Consider the following 18,307-nt stretch of genomic DNA (forward strand, 5'->3'; position numbering starts at 1 on the left):
CTCCGTCACCCGCAGATGACGAAAGGGCGGGCCCTCGACGGCCCGCCCCCATCTCGTCCGCAGCTCAGTGGTCGTCCCAGTGCCCGTCGTGGCCGGCGTGCCGGTGGCCGTCGTGCAGGTAGTCGACATGGTCGCCGTGCGGGACGGCGTCATGGCCGCAGCCCTCGCCGTGCTGGTGCGCGTGCTCCTCGTGCGTACGGTGGCCCGCGGGCTCGCACTCGTCCACGTGGTCCTCGTGGACGCGGTGGATGTGGCCGTCGTGGGCGTAGTCCACGTGGTCCCCGTGCGAGAAGGACACGTGGCCGCAGCCGTCGCCGTGCTGGTGGGCGTGGGCGGAGTGGGGGGCGTGTGCAGTGGTCATCAGGTGCTCCAGGTGGCACTCGGGCAGCGGCGGCGCACTCGGCTGCGCACCGCCGCTTGGCATCCTGCACTCCCGGTGACATGCCCACGGGCAGCGCTCGCGGCGTGTCCGTGACCGTCGCCCGGGCGCAGCCCCCGCAGGTCGGCCGGTCGCGGGTGCCCTGCTCCGGGCGCATGAAGGCCGCTGTCCGCCCGTACAGGCTCGGCGGAACACCGCCGTCCGCCCGTACGGCCCTGGCAGAACACCACCGTCCACTCGTACAGCCTTGGCAGCACCGCACCTCATACGGCACGCTTCACCCTCGTGCCCGATCTGTCTGATCACTCAACTCCTGCCGCCGGCCGCATGGTTGTCTGCGGCGACGACGCGCTCGCCCAGCGCCTGGCCGGCGAGCTGCGGGAGGTGTACGGCGAACAGGTGACGCTGGTCGTGCCGCCCGCCGGCAGCCGGCCCTCGCTGCCGCTGACCGGCCGGGAACGGGCCGGCGCGCTGCTCGGCAGGGTCTCGGCCGCCCTGGGCCGGGGCGCGCCCGCGGCGGGCACCGCGCCCGGTGAGGAGCAGCTCTACGAGGCCGCCGAGCTCACCGAAGAGGTCCTCGCGCAGGCCGGCGTGGCCCAGGCGGCGGCGCTCGCCCTGGTGAACGACGACGACGAGACCAATATCCGCGCCGCACTCGCCGCCCGCCGCCTCAACCCCCGTCTGCGCCTGGTGATCCGGCTCTACAACCGCAAGCTGGGCCAGCACCTGGCCGAACTCCTCGACCAGGCCTCCCTGTTGGCCGACCCGGAGCTCGACACCCGCGAGGTCTCCACCACGGTCCTGTCCGACGCGGACACCGCGGCCCCCGCCCTGGCCGCCGCCGCGGTGGCCGGCACGCGCAAGGTGCTGCAGGCCGACGGTCTGCTGCTGCAGGCCGTGGAGCAACAGCCGCCGGGACCGGGCGAGTCGGCGGCCGAGGGTCTGTGCACGCTGGCGCTGCTCTCCACCCCCCGGGGCAACGGGCGGGGCACGGACGAGGGACCCCAGCTGCTGCCCGACGACGCGGCGGTCACGGCCGCCGCCGGACGCGGCACAGTGGTCCTCCAGGCCGTGCAGCACAACGGTCCGCCCCTGTCACCGGGCCGCCTCGCGGGCCGCACCGTCTCCCTGCGGGAGCTGTTCTCGCGCCGCCTGCGCTGGTCCCTGGCCGGGCTCCTGGCCGCGGTGATCGGGCTGGCCGTCGCCTCCTCGCTCACCACGGAAGAGAACCCGCTGCACGCCACGTATCTCACGCTCCTGGACCTGTTCGCCCTCAACGACCCCGCCACGGACGAACCCCACAGCCGCCAGATCCTCCAACTGCTCGCCGCCCTGGCCGGGTTGCTGCTGCTTCCCGTGCTGCTCGCCGCGGCCCTGGAAGCCTTCGGCACGTTCCGTACGGCTGCGGCCCTGCGCAGGCCTCCGCGCGGGCTCTCCGGACATGTCGTCCTGCTCGGCCTCGGCAAGATCGGCACTCGCGTCCTGACCCGGTTGCGCGAACTCGGCATCCCCGTGGTGTGCGTGGAGGAGGACCCGGAGGCCCGCGGCATCCCGCACGCCCGCAGACTGCGGGTGCCGGTGGTGCTCGGCGACGCCACGGAGGAGGGCGTCCTGGAGGCGGCGAAGATCCATCGCGCCCATGCACTTCTGGCGCTCACCAGCGTCGACACCACCAACCTGGAGGCGGCGCTGTACGCGCGCTCGGTGAAGCCGGACGTGGGTGCCGTACTGCGCCTGTACGACGACGAGTTCGCCCTCGCCGTCTACCGCACGCTGCGCACCGCGCATCCCGGCGCACAGACCCGCAGCCGCAGCGTCTCCACGCTGGCCGCGCCCGCGTTCGCCGGCGCGATGATGGGCCGGCGGATCATCGGCGCGATCCCCGTGGAACGCAAGGTGCTCCTGTTCGCCGCGCTCGACGTGGCCGACCACCCCGAACTCCTCGACCGTACGGTCGAGGAGGCCTTCCGTCCCGGCACGTGGCGCGTGGTCGCCCTCGACACCTCCTCGCCCGCCCAGCGCCTCCCCGACCTGTCGAACGGCCCGCCGCCCTACAGCCAGGGCCACGCCCCCGGCCTCGTCTGGGACCTCCACCCGGGCCACGTCCTCAGCCGCGAGGACCGCGTGGTGGTCGCGGCGACCCGCCGGGGTCTCGCGGAGCTCCTCGGGCGACGGCGCGGGGCGGGACGGCTGGGGGCTCCCAGACCGGCCGGACCGCAATAGGCTCTGCATCCCTGCGTGTAAGCGAATCGCCCTGCCCCTGCGTATAGGGAGCGTGAAGCAGCTGGAGTTCAGGGACTTCTACCGCGCCGACCGGGACGCGTGCCTGCGGGCCGTGCTCGCGAGCGTCGGCGACCGGCACCTCGCCGAGGACCTCGTCGCCGAGGCGTTCACCCGCGCCTGGGTGGCCTGGCCGAAGGTCGGCCGGCACCCGGCGCCGCGCGCCTGGGTCGTCCGCACGGCGCTCAACACCCGTGTCTCGTGGTGGCGCAAGCGCCGTCGTGAAGTCGCCTCGGACGGTGTGCCGGACGTCCCGTGCACGCCGGGCGACGACTCCGTGGACCCCGGACTGCTCTCCGCGCTGCGCCGACTGCCTCCACGGCAGCGGGAGGTGATCGCCTACCGGGTCTTCCTCGACCTGGACACCGAGGCGACCGCGGCGGCGCTCGGGATCGCCCCGGGCACCGTGACCGCCCACCTGTCGCGGGCCGTCGCGACGCTGCGCGGCCAGCTCGTGCCCGCACGATCCCCGGAGGAAGACCGATGAACCAACAGGACCTGAACCAGCAGGACTTGGACCTGCTCGACACACTGCGGAGCTCTCTCGACGACGTGACCTCCGGGACGCCCCTGGAGCACATCGAGTCGGCGGGCCGGGCCCGCCGTCGCAGGCGGCGCGTCGCGGGCACCGCGGTGGTCGCCGTCGCGGCCGCGGGAGTCGCCCTCGGTGTGCAGGGATACGGCAACCCGGCCACGGCGCCGCCGACGGCCGGCGACAGCACGGGCGCGGGGGCGGTGCACGTCCGTACCGCCGCGTACAGCGTGGACACCAAGACCGACGGCACCGTCCATGTGACGACCTTCGGCAAGGACGCGTACTTCAAGGACCACGCGGGCCTGGAGGCGACGCTGCGGGAAGCCGGGTTCCCGGTCCTGATCAAGGTCGGCGAGTTCTGCAAGGGGCCGGGGGACGCGGACCTCGATCCGAGCGGCATCGGCCCCGGCGTGGACAAGGTGATGAGGGGCGAGCGGGGCGAGGACGGCAAGGTGACCTTCGTGTACACGCCCTCGGCCATGCCCGAGAACACCCAGCTGTTCATCGGGTTCCTCACCGAGGCCCAACTGGCCGAGGTGGGCGGGAACCCCGGCTCGATCGAACGGCTCGTCCCCACCGACGAACCGCTGGAGTGCACGACCGACACGCCGCCGGCGCACGTGCGGCCGTAGGCGCGGGGCCTCATCAGGAGGGGGTACGCCGAAGGGCGACGGCAGAAGCCGCCGCCCCTCGGTCGTGCGTACCGGCTCAGCCGCCGCCGACGAGCTCGCGCAGCGCTTCGGTGAAGGACTGCGGTGTGGGGTTGCGCAGCAGCACGGCCAGCGGGACACGGGTCGCGAGACGCTCGTGCAGATGCTCCATCACCCGTACGACGCCGAACGAGTCGCCTCCGATGTCGAAGAAGTCGTCGTCCGGTGCGATCGCGTCGGTGCCCAGCACGTCCTGCCAGACTTCGCGTACGAGAGAGTCCAGGTCAGGGCGAGCGGTGGGCCCTTCCGCCCGGAACGCCGGGGCCGATGCCGCCGCCCGCTTTTCCAACGCGGCCCGGTCCAGCTTCCCGTTGGCGGTCAGCGGCAGCTCGTCCAGGACCTCGACCGTGCGCGGGACCATGTACTGCGGAAGCCGTTCGCGCGTGTGCTCGCGCACGCGGTCCGCCAGACCCGGATCGGCGGGTCCGTCTGCCGCACGTACCACGAACGCCGCCAGTGCCTTGCGGTCGCCCGTGCCGTGGGCGACCACCGCAGCCTGGGCGACTCCGGGGCACAGCAGGGCTGTTGCCTCGATCTCCCCCGGCTCGATCCGGATGCCGCGGATCTTCACCTGCCGGTCGACCCGGCCGAGGAACTCGAGGGCACCGCCGGGCCCGGCGACCCGCACCAGGTCGCCGGAGCGGTACATGCGGCCGTGCGGTGTGCTGACGAAGCGTTCGGCCGTGAGGTCCGGACGGCCGAGATAGCCGAGGGCGAGTCCGGCGCCTCCGATGTACAGCTCGCCCGGCTCGCCGTCCGGCACCGGGTTGCCTTCGCCGTCGCACACCCGCAGGTCCGTCTCCGGGACCGCGCTGCCGATCAGGACGGTCTTCGGGTCCGGATCGCGTGGGCACAGCCAGGTCGTGCAGTGGATGGTGCACTCGCTGGGCCCGTACAGGTTCGTCAGGGTCGCGGTCGAGCGGGCGTGGAAGCGGGTCACGAGTTCCGGCGGGAGCGGCTCTCCGCCGGTGAGGACCTGGCGCAGACCGTCATAGCGCTCGGTGGACGGGCGGGCGCGCAGGAAGAGGTCGAGCAGGGAGACCACGCAGTACAGAGTGGTGACGGCGTGGTCTCGCAGCAGGGCGGCCAGATGGTCGGCGTCGCGCTGCCGGTCCGGTTCGGCGAGGACGACCGCGGCGCCCGCGAGCAGCGGCCAGTAGAGCTCGCCGAGGTGCATGTCGAAGCTGCAGGCCGTGTGGTGGACCATCCGGTCGCGCTCGTCCAGACGGTTCGTGGTCTGCAGCGCGTGCAGGCGGGAGACCAGCGCGCGGTGGCTGATCAGCGATGCCTTCGGCGCGCCGGTGGAACCCGAGGTGTAGATGAGCGTCACGGGGTCGTCGGGCGAGCCGTGCGCCGGTGGGGCGGAGGCATGGGAGGCGCAGTCCTGCGGGGTGAGCACCGGCACGCCTTCGAGGGCCGAGAAGCGTTCCCCGAGGAGGGAGTTGGTGAGTACGGCCTTCGGTGCGCAGTCCCGCGCCGTGGCGAGGACCCGCGACGCAGGGTCTCTCGGGTCGAGGGACGCGTGCGCTCCCCCGGCGAACGCGACGCCCAGGATCGCCACCACGAAGTCCACGGACCGCTCGTGGTGCACGACGACCCGGGCGCCGGGACCCACCCCGTGCGCGCGCAAGGCCCCGGCGGCGCGAAGGACCCGCTCCTTCAACTCGCCCATGGTGACCGTCTGTTCGCCTGCGATCAGGGCGGGCAGGGCAGGCGTACGGTCCCAGCGTTCGAGGAGCAGGGCGTCCACGCGAGGGTGGGCGCCGGACGGGAGGTGTGCTTCGTTCACGAACGGGCCGTCTCTCGCTGGTCTGCGGTGAAGTGGTCGAGGTTTCCCGCGAGCGCGTCCACGAGGAGCGCCGGGCTGTCCGTGAGGAGCATGTGGCCCCCGGGCACCCACACCGTGCGGCTGTGCTCCGCGAACAGCTCCCAGCCCTCGGTGCGTTCCTCCGGGCAGAGCGGGTCCTCGTCCCCGAACACGGTGAGCAGCGGGCAGGCGAGCCGCGGTTCCGGGGCCGTCGCGTACTCCTCGACGGCCCGCATGTCCCCGAGGATCGGCGGAAGCAACAGCTCCAGCATCTCCTCGTTGGCCGCGAGCGAGTCGGGAACGCCGCCGAACTCCCGTAGCAGGGCGAGAATCCGTACGGGATCGTCGGTGTCGCGCAGCCGCGGCCGGCCCGGGTCGGGTGCCCGGTCGACCGCCCATTGGGACACCGCCGCGAACCCGGTGACCGCGTTGTCCCCCTCGGACTGCAGAGCCCGTACGGCCTCCAGGGCGAGGATCGCGCCCGAGCAGACCCCGACGACGATCAGCGGCGCGGTGCCGGGCAGGGCGCGCAGGGTGGCGGTGACATCCGCGACCAGGTCCGCCAGGTCCTCGGTGTGCTCGCGTACGCGGGACTCGCGGCCGGGCAGCCGTGCCGTCGCCACCAGCCAGTCGGCGGGGGCGTGCGCGGCGAAGCCGGAGCCGCTCGCCGCGCCCGCGCCGGCGTGCGGGACGAGCAGCAACCGCAGCGCGGCGTGCTCCGGTGCGGCGCCCTTGAGCGTGAAGGTCTTCGCGCTCACGCCCTCACCCGGCCGTCACGAACGCGCCCAGCGCACGCGCCAGGTGGCCCGGATCGTGGGTGCCGACGAGTTCGCGGGCCGAGTGCATGGACAGACCCGGCACACCCACGTCGACGGTCGTGACGCCGAGGCGGGCGGCGGTGAGCGGGCCGATGGACGTGCCGCACGGCATGGCGTTGTTCGACACGAACCGCTGCCAGGGCACCCCGGCCCGTTCGCAGGCGGAGACGAACGCGGCGTAGCCGGTGCCCTCGGTGGCGTACCGCTGGTTGACGTTGACCTTGATCACCGGGCCGCCGTTGGGCAGCGGGTGGTTGTCGGGGTCGTGCCGCTCGGCGTAGTTGGGGTGGATGGCGTGCGACATGTCGGCGGAGACGCACAGGGCGTCGGCGAGCGCCCGCTCCCAGTCCTCCCTGCTGCCGCCGCGCGCCGCGACCGAGCGACTCAACACCCTTTCCAGGAGCGGCCCTTGGGCGCCGGTCTCGGATCCGCTGCCGACCTCTTCGTGGTCGAAGGCGGCGAGCACCGGTATCCGGGAGCCGGCCGTCCCGACGGAGTTGATCAGCGCGGTGACGCCCGCGTGCACCGAGACCAGGTTGTCGAGGCGGGACGAGACCAGGAACTCGCGCCGGGCACCGAGCAGCCCGGGCTCCTGTGTGTCGTGCAGCATCAGGTCCCAGCCGAGCACATCGGACGCGTCGATCCCGGCGGCCCGCGCGACGCGGGCGAGCAGCGCGCCCTGCTCCGGGGCGCCGAGCGACCAGACGGGCTGGGTCTGGCGCTGACGGTCCAGGGCGAGTCCGTCGTTCACACCGCGGTCGAGATGGATCGCCAACTGCGGTACGCGAAGGAGTGGTTCGTCGAGCAGGACGAGCGGCTGACTGCCGTCGCGCAGCGTGAGCCGGCCGGAGATGCCGAGGTCACGGTCGAGCCAGGTGTTCAGCGGCACGCCGCCGTAGATCTCGACGGCGATCTGCCGCCAGCCGGCCGCACCGGTGTCGGGAGTCGGCTTGACCCGCAGGTTCGGTGAGTCGGTGTGCGCGCCCATGATGCGGAACGGGGCGTGCGCGGGCGCGTCCTCGGGGACGTACCAGGCGATCAGCGCACCGCCCTTCGCCAGGTAGCGGCCGCCCGCGCTGCCGGTCCATTTCTCGGTCCCGGTCAGCTCGGTGAAACCGGCCTTCTCCAGGCGCCGCGCCGCCTGGGCCACCGCGTGGTAGGGCGAGGGGCTGTCGCGCAGGAACGCGAGGAGGTCGGTCACGTGGTCGTCCGCGGCGGGTCGCGTCCTTTCCGCCTCGCCGGACACGGTCATGTCGTTGCCGGACACTGTCATAGGGAATCCGCTTCCTGGTTCGTCGGGAGAGGGTGGAGCCAGGCCGCCAGGGGCCGTTCGGGACGGGCGCACAGCTCGTCGGCCAGCGTGATGTAGGAGGAGAGGAGTTGCTCGGCGCTCTCCTCGTCCCACAGGTCGGCCGAGTATTCGAGGAAGGTGCGCATACCGCGCGCCGGGTCGCGGCGCGGCGAGAGTCCGAAGACGAGCTCGGCGCGGGCGACCGGTGGCGCGAGGTCTTCGACCTCGATGCCGAGCCCGGGGATCTCGACGTCGGTGTCGGCGTAGTTCTGGAACGCGAGGACGTTCGGCACCCGGTCAGGCACCTCTTCCGCGCCCGCGTCCCGCATCGCCTGCATGATGCGTGCGGTGGGCAGCACATGGGCCATGACGGCCAGCGACTCGGCGCCGATCCGCGTCACGAGCTCGGCGAAGGACTCGTCCGGCTCGATCCGTACGCGCACCATCACCGAGGTGGACACCATCGCGACGAGCGAGTCGGCGGCCGTGCCCTCCCGGTTCGCGTAGGGGACGGCGAGCAGGACGTCCCGCTCGCCGGCCAGCCGGGCCAGGTGCACACCGAGCGCGGCCGCGGCGACCGCGAACGGCGTCATGTGTGCGGCGGCGGCGACCTCCTCGATCCTTGCGCGCAGCGGCCCGGACACGGTTCCCCGCACCGTGCCGCCGTCACCGCTGAGCCGCTCGGGACGCGGCCGGTCGGTGGGGGTGTCGAGGCGGCAGGGCACGCCCTGCAGATAGTCGGCGCAGAACGCGGCGCGGCGCGCCTGCGCCGCGCTGTCGTACAGGGCGAGTTGCTCGCGTGCGTAATCCGTGGCCTGTAGGGAGGGCGCGGGCAGCGTGTGCGGAACGCCTGCGGCGGCGGCCGTGTAGAGCTCGGCCAGCTCCTGTACGAGGACGGAGACGGACCAGCCGTCGGCGCTGATGTGGTGCAGCACGAACATCAGCACCCACTCGTCCTGCGTCACCCGCAGCAGCCGGGTCCGCGGAAAGGTGGGCACGGTCAGGTCGAAGGGCTCGGCCGCCAGGCGCCGGCAGACCGCGTCGGCACGGGCCCGCGCCTTGTCCGGGGCGAGTCGTGACAGGTCGTCGACGCGCAGCTTGGGCGCGGGTGCGGCGACCACCTCCTGCCACCAGGCCTCGTCGGTGTCCTGGTGGTAGCGGGTGCGCAACGCATGGTGGCGCTCGACGAGTTGGCCCAGCGCCGTGCGCAGCGCGTCCGGGTCGAGGTCGCCCTTGAAGCGGATACGCGTGGGGATGTTCCAGACCTGAGCCTGCGGGAAGCCGTAGTGGCCCGCGATCATGCGGTCCTGTTGGGGGCTGACGGGGGCGCGGTCGACGACGGCCTCGGGGGTGTCCCCCTCCGCACGCCGAGGCTCGCCGCTCGTCAGGTCGAGCCGACGCGCCATCGCCCCGTACGTCGCGTCGGCGAAGAACTCCGCGAGGGGCACCTCGGCCCCCAGCTCGTCCCGGACGCGGTTCACGAGCCGGATCGCCAGGATCGAGTTGCCGCCGAGATCGAAGAAGTTGGCTTCGTCCGGCACCTCGTCGACGTCGAGGAGGGTCTGCCAGATGTGACGCAACCGCTCGATGCTTGACGGCAGTTGGTGGCTCTCCTCGACCTGGGGCGCCGCGTCCGCCCACTCCTCGCGAGCGGGCTTCGCACGGGTGTCCCGTACGAACTCCGCCCCGCCTTCCGTCAGCGCGGACAGCACCCGGTCCAGGTCCTCCAGATACCCGTGTGCGGTCCCGGCGTCATAGAGATCGGAGTCGTAGCGGATCCGCAGCCGCAGGCCGCTCGGTGTGCGCACCGCCATCAGGGCGAGCTCCAGGGGCGCGGACGAGGTGCCGCCCGCGGTCTGCCCGGCCCTCAGGCCCGGCAGCGTGATCCGGGTCAGCGGCGCCGTGTCCAGGTCCGCGGAGACCGCGATGAGCGGGCGCGGATTGCCCGGGTCAGGATGGATCCGGGTCAACAGCTCGTCCAGGTCGACGTGTTGGTGCCGGTCGGCGTCGAACAGGGCGTCCCGTGTGGCCCGTACGGCATCCGCCACCGGCATCCCGTCCGTGAGCGCGGCGCGCAGCGGCAGCACCGCCGCGTGGAAGCCGACGGTGTGCTCGGCGCCGGGTGCGCGCCGTCCGAACGTGGAGCCCACGAGGAACTCGTCGAGCCCGGAGCGTTCCCGCAGCACCAGGTGCCAGGCGGTCAGGAGCGTGGCGAACAGCGTGACGCCGTGCCGGCCGCTCCACTCCTGCAGCGCACGCGACCGGGTGGCGTCGAGGTCGAGTTCGGCCGCGGCACCGGCGCCCGTCACGCGGCGGCCGCGCGGCCGGTCCGTCGGCAGGGCGAGGACGGGCGGCAGCGGTGCCAGGTACTTCAGCCACCACTCCAAGTCCTCGTTCCCCGTGGGGGGTTCGGGCGCTTCGAGCGTGGTGCCCGCGGGCCCGTCGAAGCGCGCAGGGCGGCCCTCCACGCGCGCCGTGTAGAACTCCTGCAGATCGTCGGCGAGCAGCCGCGCCGAATGTCCGTCCGTGATCAGGTGGTGCAGGCCGAGCACCAGAACATGGTCGTCGTCGGCCGACGACACCAGCCGGGGCGTGAACAGCGGCCCTTCGGCGAGGTCGTAGGGCCTGGTGCTCTCCTCGCGCAGCACCTGCGCGATCGCCGTCCCGGAGTCCTGCCCCCGTACGTCGGTCACCGTCAGCGAGGCGCGGGGCGCGTCCCGTACGACCTGCTGGAGCAGGCCGTCGGCGCCGCCCGCGCGGAAGACGGTGCGCAGTCCCGCATGCCGGTCGACCAGGTCGTCGACGGCGGCGGTGAGCGCCGGGACGTCGAGCCTGCCGTGCAGGCGTACGGACTGGATCTCGTTGTACGCGGAGCGGTCACCGATCAGCTGGGCGGCGAGCCAGAGCCTGCGCTGGGCGGCGGTCGCGGGGGCGCTCGACTCGGGTGCGGCCCGGACAGCCCCCACCGCTTCGGAGTCCTCGTCCTGAGCGGCGATCCGCAGCGCGTCCAAGTGCTCGAGACCGGACCGCAGCAGGTCCCCCGGCATCCCGAAGTCCACCAGCGCGGCGATCTCGTCGACCCCGGCCGCTCGCAGAGCCGCCACCACCGGGGCGCAGGTCTGAGGGGTGCCGATGAGTGCGCGTTCGTCGCAGTAGCGGTCGTAGGCGCGCAGGAAGAGGTAGTCCAGGTCCTCGTCGCTCGCCTGCGCCACCTGCTCGGGCCCGTCGGCGACGGCGCCGGCGGCGGAGCGCATCTGCAGCGAGGAGCGCAGATAGCGGAGCATCGGTTCGCGGGCCTGCTCGCGGGCGGTGGTGTGGTCCTCGCCGAGGTAGGTGTGCAGCAGGACGGTGACCCGGCCCGCGTCCGGGTCGAGGCCGTGCCGGGCGCGTGTGGCGCGGTAGTGGGCGATGTTCTCCGCGAGTTCGGGCACGGTCTGGTGCATCAGGTTCGTGACGATGCCCAGATCGCGGCGGGCCGCCTCCTCGTACGAGGCACGCCGCCCTGAGGTCGCGAGATGGAGGGGCGGCTGTTCCTGTACGGGACGCGGATATGTGCGGACGTCGACGGAACTGCCGTCACCGCTCGTCCGCCGCACCGTGCCGCCGGCCCACAGCGCACGGACCTCGTCCAGGTGCGCGAAGGCCACCTCGGTGCGGCGTGCGAAACGGTCGGGGTGCAGGGCGAAGTCCTGCGCGTGCCAGCCGGTCGCGCAGCCGAGCCCGACCCGCCCGCCGGAGAGCCGGTCCACGACCGCCCACTCCTCGGCGACCCGCACCGGGTCGTGCAGCGGAAGGACCACGGAGCCGGCGTTCAGGCGGATCCGCTCCGTCTCACGGGCCAGGGCCGAGGCGAGCACGGCCGGGTTGGGGAAGAGGCCGCCGAAGGAGTGGAAGTGCCGCTCGGGGATCCACACCGAGCTGAAGCCCCGCTCGTCCGCGAAGCGCGCGGTGCCGACGATCCGCTCGTACGCCTCCGAGGTGTCCTCGCTGTCGGGGTAGTCCCCGAAGAAGTAGACACCGAAGTCGGGAGCGGGGCGCGCCGGTTGGGGTGCGGGGCGCGGGACCGGACGCGGGGCGGGGCTCGTACGCGGGAAGAAGCCGCCGGTCCGCAGGGCCCGCAGCGAGTCCTTGACGGCGGAAGCGACCCGTTCGGCATCGGCGTCGGTGTGGGCGGTCGAGAGATAGAAGCTGCGCCATTCCCATACGTAGACCCCGCGCAGAAGCAGGTGCTGGTAGAGCAGCTCCATGTCGGCGCGGTGCTTGAAGCGGAACATGGACCCGAAATGGGCCATTTCCAGCGGGAATTCCTCCTCGCGGAAGAAGGTGTTGAGGTCGTGGGCGAGTGCGTCGGTGCGGGCGTTGAGCCCTTCCTGGAGCGCGGGACCTTCCGCCTCCAGGTGGGTGAGCACGGCCTTGGCGGCGGCCATCGACAGCGGATGCTGCATATACGTTCCGCCGAAGAACGTGGTCTCGGCCTCCGGGCGGCTGTCGTCGCCGTAGCGCCAGTAGCCGCCGTCGACGCCGTCGAGCAGGTCGGCGCGGCCTGCGATGGCGCCGATCGGGAAGCCGCTGCCGAGCGCCTTGCCGTACGTGGCGAGGTCGGGGACCACGCCGAAGTGGTGCTGTGCGCCGCGCGGGTGCGGGCGCAGGCCGGTGAGCATCTCGTCGAAGAGCAGGACGATGCCGCGCCGCTCGGTCAGCTCCCGCAGCTGCGCCATGAAAGCGAGCGGACGCAGGCCTGGGTTGCGGCACTGCACCGGCTCCACGACCACGGCGGCGATCGTGTCGGCGTGGGCGGCGATGGTGTCCAGGGCCTCCTGGCTGCCGTATTCGAGGACGAGCAGATCGGCGACCGCGTTCTCCGGGATGCCGCGCGAGACCGGAACGGCCCGCAGGCCGTCGGGTCCTGGGCGGCCGAGCACCGTGTCGATGTGCCCGTGGTAGGAGCCGCGGAACATCACCACGCGGTCGCGTCCGGTCGCGGCGCGGGCGAGCCGGATCGCGGCGGAGTTCGCCTCCGTGCCGGAGTTCGCGAAGGCGACGCGCTGCAGTCCGGTCAGGCGGGCGAGCCGCTCGGCGACCTCACCGGCCTCGACGGGCCGGGGCCCGAACCTCAGGCCGTTCGCGAGATGCGCCTGCACGGCCTCGGTGACGAACTCGGGTTCGTGGCCGAAGAGGAGAGCGCCGAAACCCATGGTGATGTCGGTGTAGTCGTTGCCGTCGACATCGGTCAGGCGGGCCCCGCGGGCCGACCGGGCCGCGAGCGGGTAGAGGGTCTCCTTGGTGGATCGGCGGAAGCCCACCGCGGCCCGGCTGTCGGCGAGCACGGCACGCTGCCGCTGCGCCGTCTCCTTGGAGGTACGGGTGCGCTCGCTCAACTCCCGCGCGAGCTGGGCGGCATGGGCCCGCTGCCGCTCGTCGGCCCGGTCCCCCGCCATGCCGGAGCCCTCGGGGAGGCTCACGCGGGGGCCGTGCACTTCGGCGCCGGTGATCTCCGTTGCCTGCGCTTCGGCCTTCGCCTCTTTGGCGCGGTTCAGCTGTTCCGTCAGGGCTCGTGAGAGCTCGGCGGCACGGTCCGCCGCTGTGGTGTTCATTCGGCCGCACGTCCCGCGCCCAGCAGGGCAACGGCTTCCGAGAGCTGGGTCAGCATCGCCGCCTGCGTCTCGGCCAACAGATTGACCTGCCGGGTGAGTTCGGCGATCTCGGCGCGCGTGGCCCATGTGCCGGCGGCCGGATCCTGCGGGGGCGTGACGGGCGGGGCAGGCGTCACGGGCGCGGCGGTTGCAGTCGCCGTGGACACGGCCGGTTCGGTCTTCGCGGGCGTGATCACCTCGGCCCGCGGCGCCGGCACGGGCCGCTCCCTGCGCTCCGCTATCAGGCGCGCGGTGAGCTCGGGCGTCCCCGCCTCCTCCAGGATCTCGCGTATCGCGATCCTGACCCCGAACTCGGCCTCCAGCTGCCGCAGCATGCCGATCAGTTGCAGAGAGTCGGCGCCCAGCCCGACATACGTCCCTGCCGGCGTCACCTCGGCGAGGTCGAAGCCGAGCTGGCGTGCGGCGAGTTCGCGCACACGGGCCAGAACAGTGCTGTCCTGTGCGGTCGAGGAGTCCACTGAGAACATCTCCTTCTGCGGTACGGGAGCGGGCGGCGTGCCCGTCCAGTAGGAGCGGTGGTGAAAGGGGTAGGTGGGCAGCGGGATCCGGCGACCCCCGCAGCCGGCCAGGAGCGCGTCCCAGTCGAGCTCGGCTCCGGCGCAGTGCAGTCCCGCCACGGCCGCCCAGAGGCCGGTGACGCCGCGCGCCCGCCCCTGCGTGGGCAGACACGGCACCTCGGGCAGCGCGCGTCGCGCCATACCGGTCAGGGGCGCGCCGGGGCCGAGTTCGAGGAGTACGGAGCGGTCGGCGAGCGCCCGCAGGACGGCGCCGAAGTCGGCGGTGTGCCGGGCCTGGCGGACCAGATAGTCGGCGTCGGGTCGCCAACCGGGGGCGCGCACCCGGCCGTCGAGCCCTGAGACGAACTCGACGTCCAGCGCCCGCAGTTCACTCTTCTCCACCACCGTGCGCAGCTCGTCGAGTACCGGGGCGAGCAGTGCGGAGTGGAAGGCGCGGTCGACCGGGAGCTCTTCGCAGGGGACATCGGTGAGGCGGGCGCGTGCCGCCGCGACGGCTTCCGGGCGGCCGGCCAGGACATGGTGGGCGGGCCCGTTCGACACGGCCAGTTCGACGGAGCCGTCGAGCGCGTCGAGCAGCGCCCGGACGCGGTCGTACGGGGCGAACACCGCGAGCATCGCCCCGGGTTCGGTGTCCTGCATGAGCCGGCCCCTGCGGCACAGGAGCCGCATGCCGTCCTCGAGTGACAGCGCCCCGGCCACGCACAGGGCCGCGTACTCGCCGACGCTGTGCCCGGCGACCGCCGCGGGACGCACCCCGAGCCGGCGCCACAGCCGGGCCTGCGCCATCTGGAAGGCGAACAGGGCCGGCTGCGCAAACGCCGTGTCCCACCGCCCGGGCCCTTCGCCCGCGACGAGCCGCGCCAGGAAGTCCTCTTCACCGGTCTCGTCGCGATGGATCCGTGCGCAGAGGTCCAGGGTCTCGGCCACGACCGGGAAGCGTTCGGCGAGCGCGGCCGCCATGCCCGGTACGGCCCCGCCCTGCCCGCTGAACAGGAACACGGGACCAACCTCGCCGTTCACCACGCCGGTGCGGTACAAGGCATCCGCGGGCCGCCCGGCGAGGAACGCCTCAAGGCCCTCGGCGAGCCCGCGTGTCCCCGAGCCGGTCACCACCAGCCGGTGCTCGAAGTGACCGCGGCCGAGGGCGGTCGTGGTCAGGAGATCGGCGGGGTCGAGCCCCGGGTCCCGTATCAGCGCCGTATGGAAGGAACGGGCGTACTCCTCAAGGGCCTTGGGGTCGCGGGCGGACAGCGGGAGCAGGCCGGGCACAGCGTCCTGCTCGCCTGACGGCGAGTGCTGTTCACGGCGAGGCGCGGGTGGCGCCTCTTCCAGGATCACGTGCGCGTTGGTGCCTCCCATGCCGATGGAGTGCACGCCCGCACGGCGAGGGGCAGAGGGGGCGAGAGGCCAGGGCATGGTGGCGCGCGGCAGCACGAACGGGCTGTCCTCCAGGGCGAGCCGGGGGTTCGGCCGGGTGTAGTTCACCAGCGGCGGTACGACGCCGTGGCGCAGCACGAGGATCGCCTTGATCAGGCCGGCCAGGCCCGCGGCGCTGTCCAGATGCCCGATGGCCGGCTTCGTCGAGCCGAGCGCACAGAAGCCCTTGCGGCCGGTGTGCCGCCGGAAGGCCTCGGTGAGCGCGGTGAACTCGATCGGATCGCCCTTCAAGGTGCCCGTCCCATGGGCTTCCAAGTAGCCGATCGACTCCGCCGTCACCCCGGCCGACTCCAGTGCGCCGAGCACCGCGTCGCGCTGCCCCGCGACCCCGGGAGCGGCGAAACCGGCCTTGTCCGCACCGTCGTTGGTGACCGCCGAGCCGAGGATCACCGCATGCACGGTGTCCCCGTCGGCACGTGCGCGCTCCAGCGGCTTGAGCACCACCGCGGCCACCCCGTTGCCGCCCACCGTGCCGTCGGCCTCCGCGTCGAAGGCGCGGACCGCGCCGGTGGGCGAGAGCGTCGAGCCCCGGACGTGCCGGTGTCCGGTGATCTGCGGCAGATGCAGCGCGGCCGAGCCGACCACCATCAGCTCCGCGTCGCCCGCGAGCAGTGCCTGGCAGGCCAGGTGGACCGAGACGAGGGCGCTGGAACAGGCCGTGGCGACATTGACCGCAGGGCCGTCGAGGCCGAGCCGGAACGCGGCCCGATTGGCCGTGAAATCCGGGTAGTTGCCCACCTGGATCTGCTTGGTGGCCGTCCAGTCCTCGGCCCACCGGTCCGTGTCGATGTTCTGCGCGAGATAGCTGTGCAGCGAGTACAGGCGGTAACCGACGCTCGCGTACACCCCGACGCGCGCTCCGGTGCCCGCGTATCCGGCGTCCTCCAGGGCGTGCCACGCGCATTCCAGGAAGAGGCGCTGCTGCGGGTCCGTGACCGTTGCCTCGCGCCCGCTCATCCGGAAGAACGCGGCGTCGAAGCCGTCGATCCCGTGCAGCAGCGCGCTCGCGCCCGTGAACTCCGGCTCGCGGTAGGTCTCTTCGGGTATTCCGGCCGCCGCGAACTCGGCCTCCGTGAACTTCCGTACGCGGGTGACACCGGCGGCGATGTCCCGCCAGTACACCTCGGGCGAGTCAGCTCCCGGAAACCTCAGCGCCATCCCGACTACCGCCACGCGCCGGTCCGTCATCGCCGACTCCCTCCCCGTTCCTCCCCCGCGACCGCTGCCGCAGGACCTGCACGACGAAGGCCACCGCGACCACGATGGCGAGGCCGTGCGCGACACCCACCACGGCCAGCGGCGAGAAGACGTCCAGCGCGGCCGCGACCGCGATCATGCCGACGCCGAAGCCGAGGTTCTCCACGGTTGCCGACAGGCCGAACGCATGGGTCCGCAGACCGGCCGGCAGGGTCTGCAGATGCGAGCTGTACGAGACTTCGGTGACGCCGTCGGCGGCGCCCGCGAGCAGCGCGATCACGACGACCGCGACCCAGGGGAACCCGGCGAAGGCGAGGATGAAGGTGGCCGACATGGCGATGGTGCCGAGCCCGAAGCCCAGAGCGCCCACCGAGCGGCCCGACTTCTTCACGTACCGCTGCACCACCTGCTGCACCAGCACATTGCCCAGCGCCCACACACACCAGAAGACGCTGACGAACACCGCGGGATTCTCGGTGTCCAGATTGCTGGAGTACACGGGGAGCGCCGCGTTGTGCGAGGAGGAGCCGAGGGCGTCGATTCCCCGCAGCGCCACCATGAGGGCGATGACGGGGGCGGCGCCGAGCGCGACCAGGCTGGCCGGCAGCCGCCGGCCGCCCGTCTTGGCCTCTTCCTTCTCCTTCGGCCGTACGCGGGTGGGCAGTTGCAGCAACGCCACCGTGGCCGCGCAGACGAGGAAGCTCACCATGTCGACGAGGAAGGCGACGGTGTAGCCGAGCAGCGAGACGACCACGCCCGAGGAGGCGAACCCGGCGACCATCGCGAGCGAACGGCCGCTCACCATGAGCGAGTTGGCCCAGGTGTGCCGGCCCTCCTCGACCATGTCCGGGATCGAGCTGCGGAAGGCCACCATGAAGAGCGTGCTGGCGCCGCCGATCACCGCCGAGACGACGAACAGCGAGGCGGTGCGCATGCCGTCGGGCGCGCACACGAGCAGCAGCAGAGCCGCCGCCTGGACCACATTCGCCCAGAGCATCACGGGCTTGGCGGCCCAGCGGGACAAAACGGTGGCGGCGACGAGACCGGCGAGGAAGCCCGCGGCGAGCCGCACGGCCATGAAAACGCCGACCGCGAGGGCTCGATCCGTGACCGCGTACACGTACAGGTTGAGCGCGACCACGTTGAGAAACGTGCCGTAGGAGGAGACCGCGTAACCGGCAACCAGGACGCGGTACCGGTTTTCCTTCATGCGAGCCCCTCGCCGAACTGACGTTCCCAGCACACTAGATGGGCCGAACGGGACCGCGCAACAAGATCGCAAAGAGCAATCGAACCCTTTGCAGAGGCAGAGCGATCACCTGCGGCGGCCCTGCCGTGGGGGCCGATCGGCACACAACACCGCATACCGCCGGCCACGATCTGCGGCAACGCCGACCGATCGCGTGGGGTTCTGGTTACGTTCGCGCGAAGGGGCCAGTGAGGCTTTCGGCCATCAGTCCGCGCACGGCCTCGCCGAAGAGCCCGCTGAGGCTCTTCGCGCCGTGGCGCAGCAGGGCCGGCGCATCGCCGCGCAGGCGTCCGGCGGGGCCGCGAAGCTCCTCACCTCGGCGGCGCGGCCCCTTGCGGTGGCCGGCCGCCACCGGATCCGGTCCGGCGGGTTCGGTCCGCTCCTCGCGCGCTTCCGCTCCGTTCACGGGTGAGCCGTAGCAAAGGCGGCAGT

General features: G+C 72.7%; 11 protein-coding genes. 3 read left to right on the top strand and 8 right to left on the bottom strand.

What is annotated here, in order from left to right; translation table 11 throughout:
• Nucleotides 1–64: 64 nt before the first annotated feature.
• Nucleotides 65–361 (bottom strand): hypothetical protein, encoded by a 297-nt coding sequence (locus tag H9Y04_RS11935; protein WP_187813709.1) that lies wholly within the window; start codon nt 359–361, stop codon nt 65–67.
• Between the two features lie 345 nt (nt 362–706).
• On the opposite strand from H9Y04_RS11935, the gene H9Y04_RS11940 reads away from it, so the two are divergent.
• Genes H9Y04_RS11940 through H9Y04_RS11950 form a run of 3 tightly spaced genes read left to right on the top strand, consistent with a single transcriptional unit; the run spans nt 707 to nt 3,826 of the window.
• Entirely contained in the window at nt 707–2,602 is a 1,896-nt protein-coding gene (locus H9Y04_RS11940) for a potassium channel family protein (protein ID WP_187813794.1), read from the top strand.
• A gap of 52 nt (nt 2,603–2,654) precedes the next feature.
• Entirely contained in the window at nt 2,655–3,146 is a 492-nt protein-coding gene (locus H9Y04_RS11945) for a SigE family RNA polymerase sigma factor (protein WP_214661086.1), read from the top strand.
• Nucleotides 3,143–3,826 carry a hypothetical protein gene (locus H9Y04_RS11950; protein ID WP_187813710.1) on the top strand — a complete coding sequence of 228 codons (684 nt, stop codon included), beginning with the start codon at nt 3,143–3,145 and terminating at the stop codon, nt 3,824–3,826. Before H9Y04_RS11945 ends, H9Y04_RS11950 begins: the two co-directional genes overlap by 4 nt.
• A 76-nt stretch (nt 3,827–3,902) precedes the next feature.
• Here the strand turns inward: H9Y04_RS11950 and H9Y04_RS11955 are convergent, their stop codons facing one another.
• The 7 genes from H9Y04_RS11955 to H9Y04_RS11985 all read right to left on the bottom strand — a co-directional run bounded on the left by H9Y04_RS11955 (nt 3,903) and on the right by H9Y04_RS11985 (nt 18,281).
• Nucleotides 3,903–5,693, bottom strand: a complete 1,791-nt coding sequence (locus H9Y04_RS11955; RefSeq protein WP_187813711.1) for an amino acid adenylation domain-containing protein — start codon at nt 5,691–5,693, stop codon at nt 3,903–3,905.
• On the bottom strand, nt 5,690–6,469 hold the full coding sequence (locus H9Y04_RS11960; RefSeq protein ID WP_187813712.1) for a thioesterase II family protein: 780 nt from the start codon (nt 6,467–6,469) through the stop codon (nt 5,690–5,692). The genes H9Y04_RS11955 and H9Y04_RS11960 overlap by 4 nt, the downstream gene beginning before the upstream one ends.
• Before the next feature lie 4 nt (nt 6,470–6,473).
• Nucleotides 6,474–7,781, bottom strand: a complete 1,308-nt coding sequence (locus H9Y04_RS11965) for a M18 family aminopeptidase (RefSeq protein ID WP_187813796.1) — start codon at nt 7,779–7,781, stop codon at nt 6,474–6,476.
• A gap of 17 nt (nt 7,782–7,798) precedes the next feature.
• Nucleotides 7,799–13,414 carry a MupA/Atu3671 family FMN-dependent luciferase-like monooxygenase gene (locus H9Y04_RS11970; protein WP_187813713.1) on the bottom strand — a complete coding sequence of 1,872 codons (5,616 nt, stop codon included), beginning with the start codon at nt 13,412–13,414 and terminating at the stop codon, nt 7,799–7,801.
• The gene (locus tag H9Y04_RS11975) at nt 13,411–16,617 is read right to left on the bottom strand and encodes a type I polyketide synthase (RefSeq protein ID WP_187813714.1); all 3,207 of its coding nucleotides are present in this window, start codon (nt 16,615–16,617) and stop codon (nt 13,411–13,413) included. The genes H9Y04_RS11970 and H9Y04_RS11975 overlap by 4 nt, the downstream gene beginning before the upstream one ends.
• Nucleotides 16,562–17,836 carry an MFS transporter gene (locus H9Y04_RS11980; protein ID WP_187813715.1) on the bottom strand — a complete coding sequence of 425 codons (1,275 nt, stop codon included), beginning with the start codon at nt 17,834–17,836 and terminating at the stop codon, nt 16,562–16,564. The genes H9Y04_RS11975 and H9Y04_RS11980 overlap by 56 nt, the downstream gene beginning before the upstream one ends.
• Nucleotides 17,837–18,041: 205 nt before the next feature.
• The gene (locus H9Y04_RS11985; RefSeq protein ID WP_187813716.1) at nt 18,042–18,281 is read right to left on the bottom strand and encodes a hypothetical protein; all 240 of its coding nucleotides are present in this window, start codon (nt 18,279–18,281) and stop codon (nt 18,042–18,044) included.
• Between the last annotated feature and the right edge of the window lie 26 nt (nt 18,282–18,307).

Source organism: Streptomyces polyasparticus, assembly GCF_014493765.1.
Classification (GTDB): domain Bacteria; phylum Actinomycetota; class Actinomycetes; order Streptomycetales; family Streptomycetaceae; genus Streptomyces; species Streptomyces polyasparticus.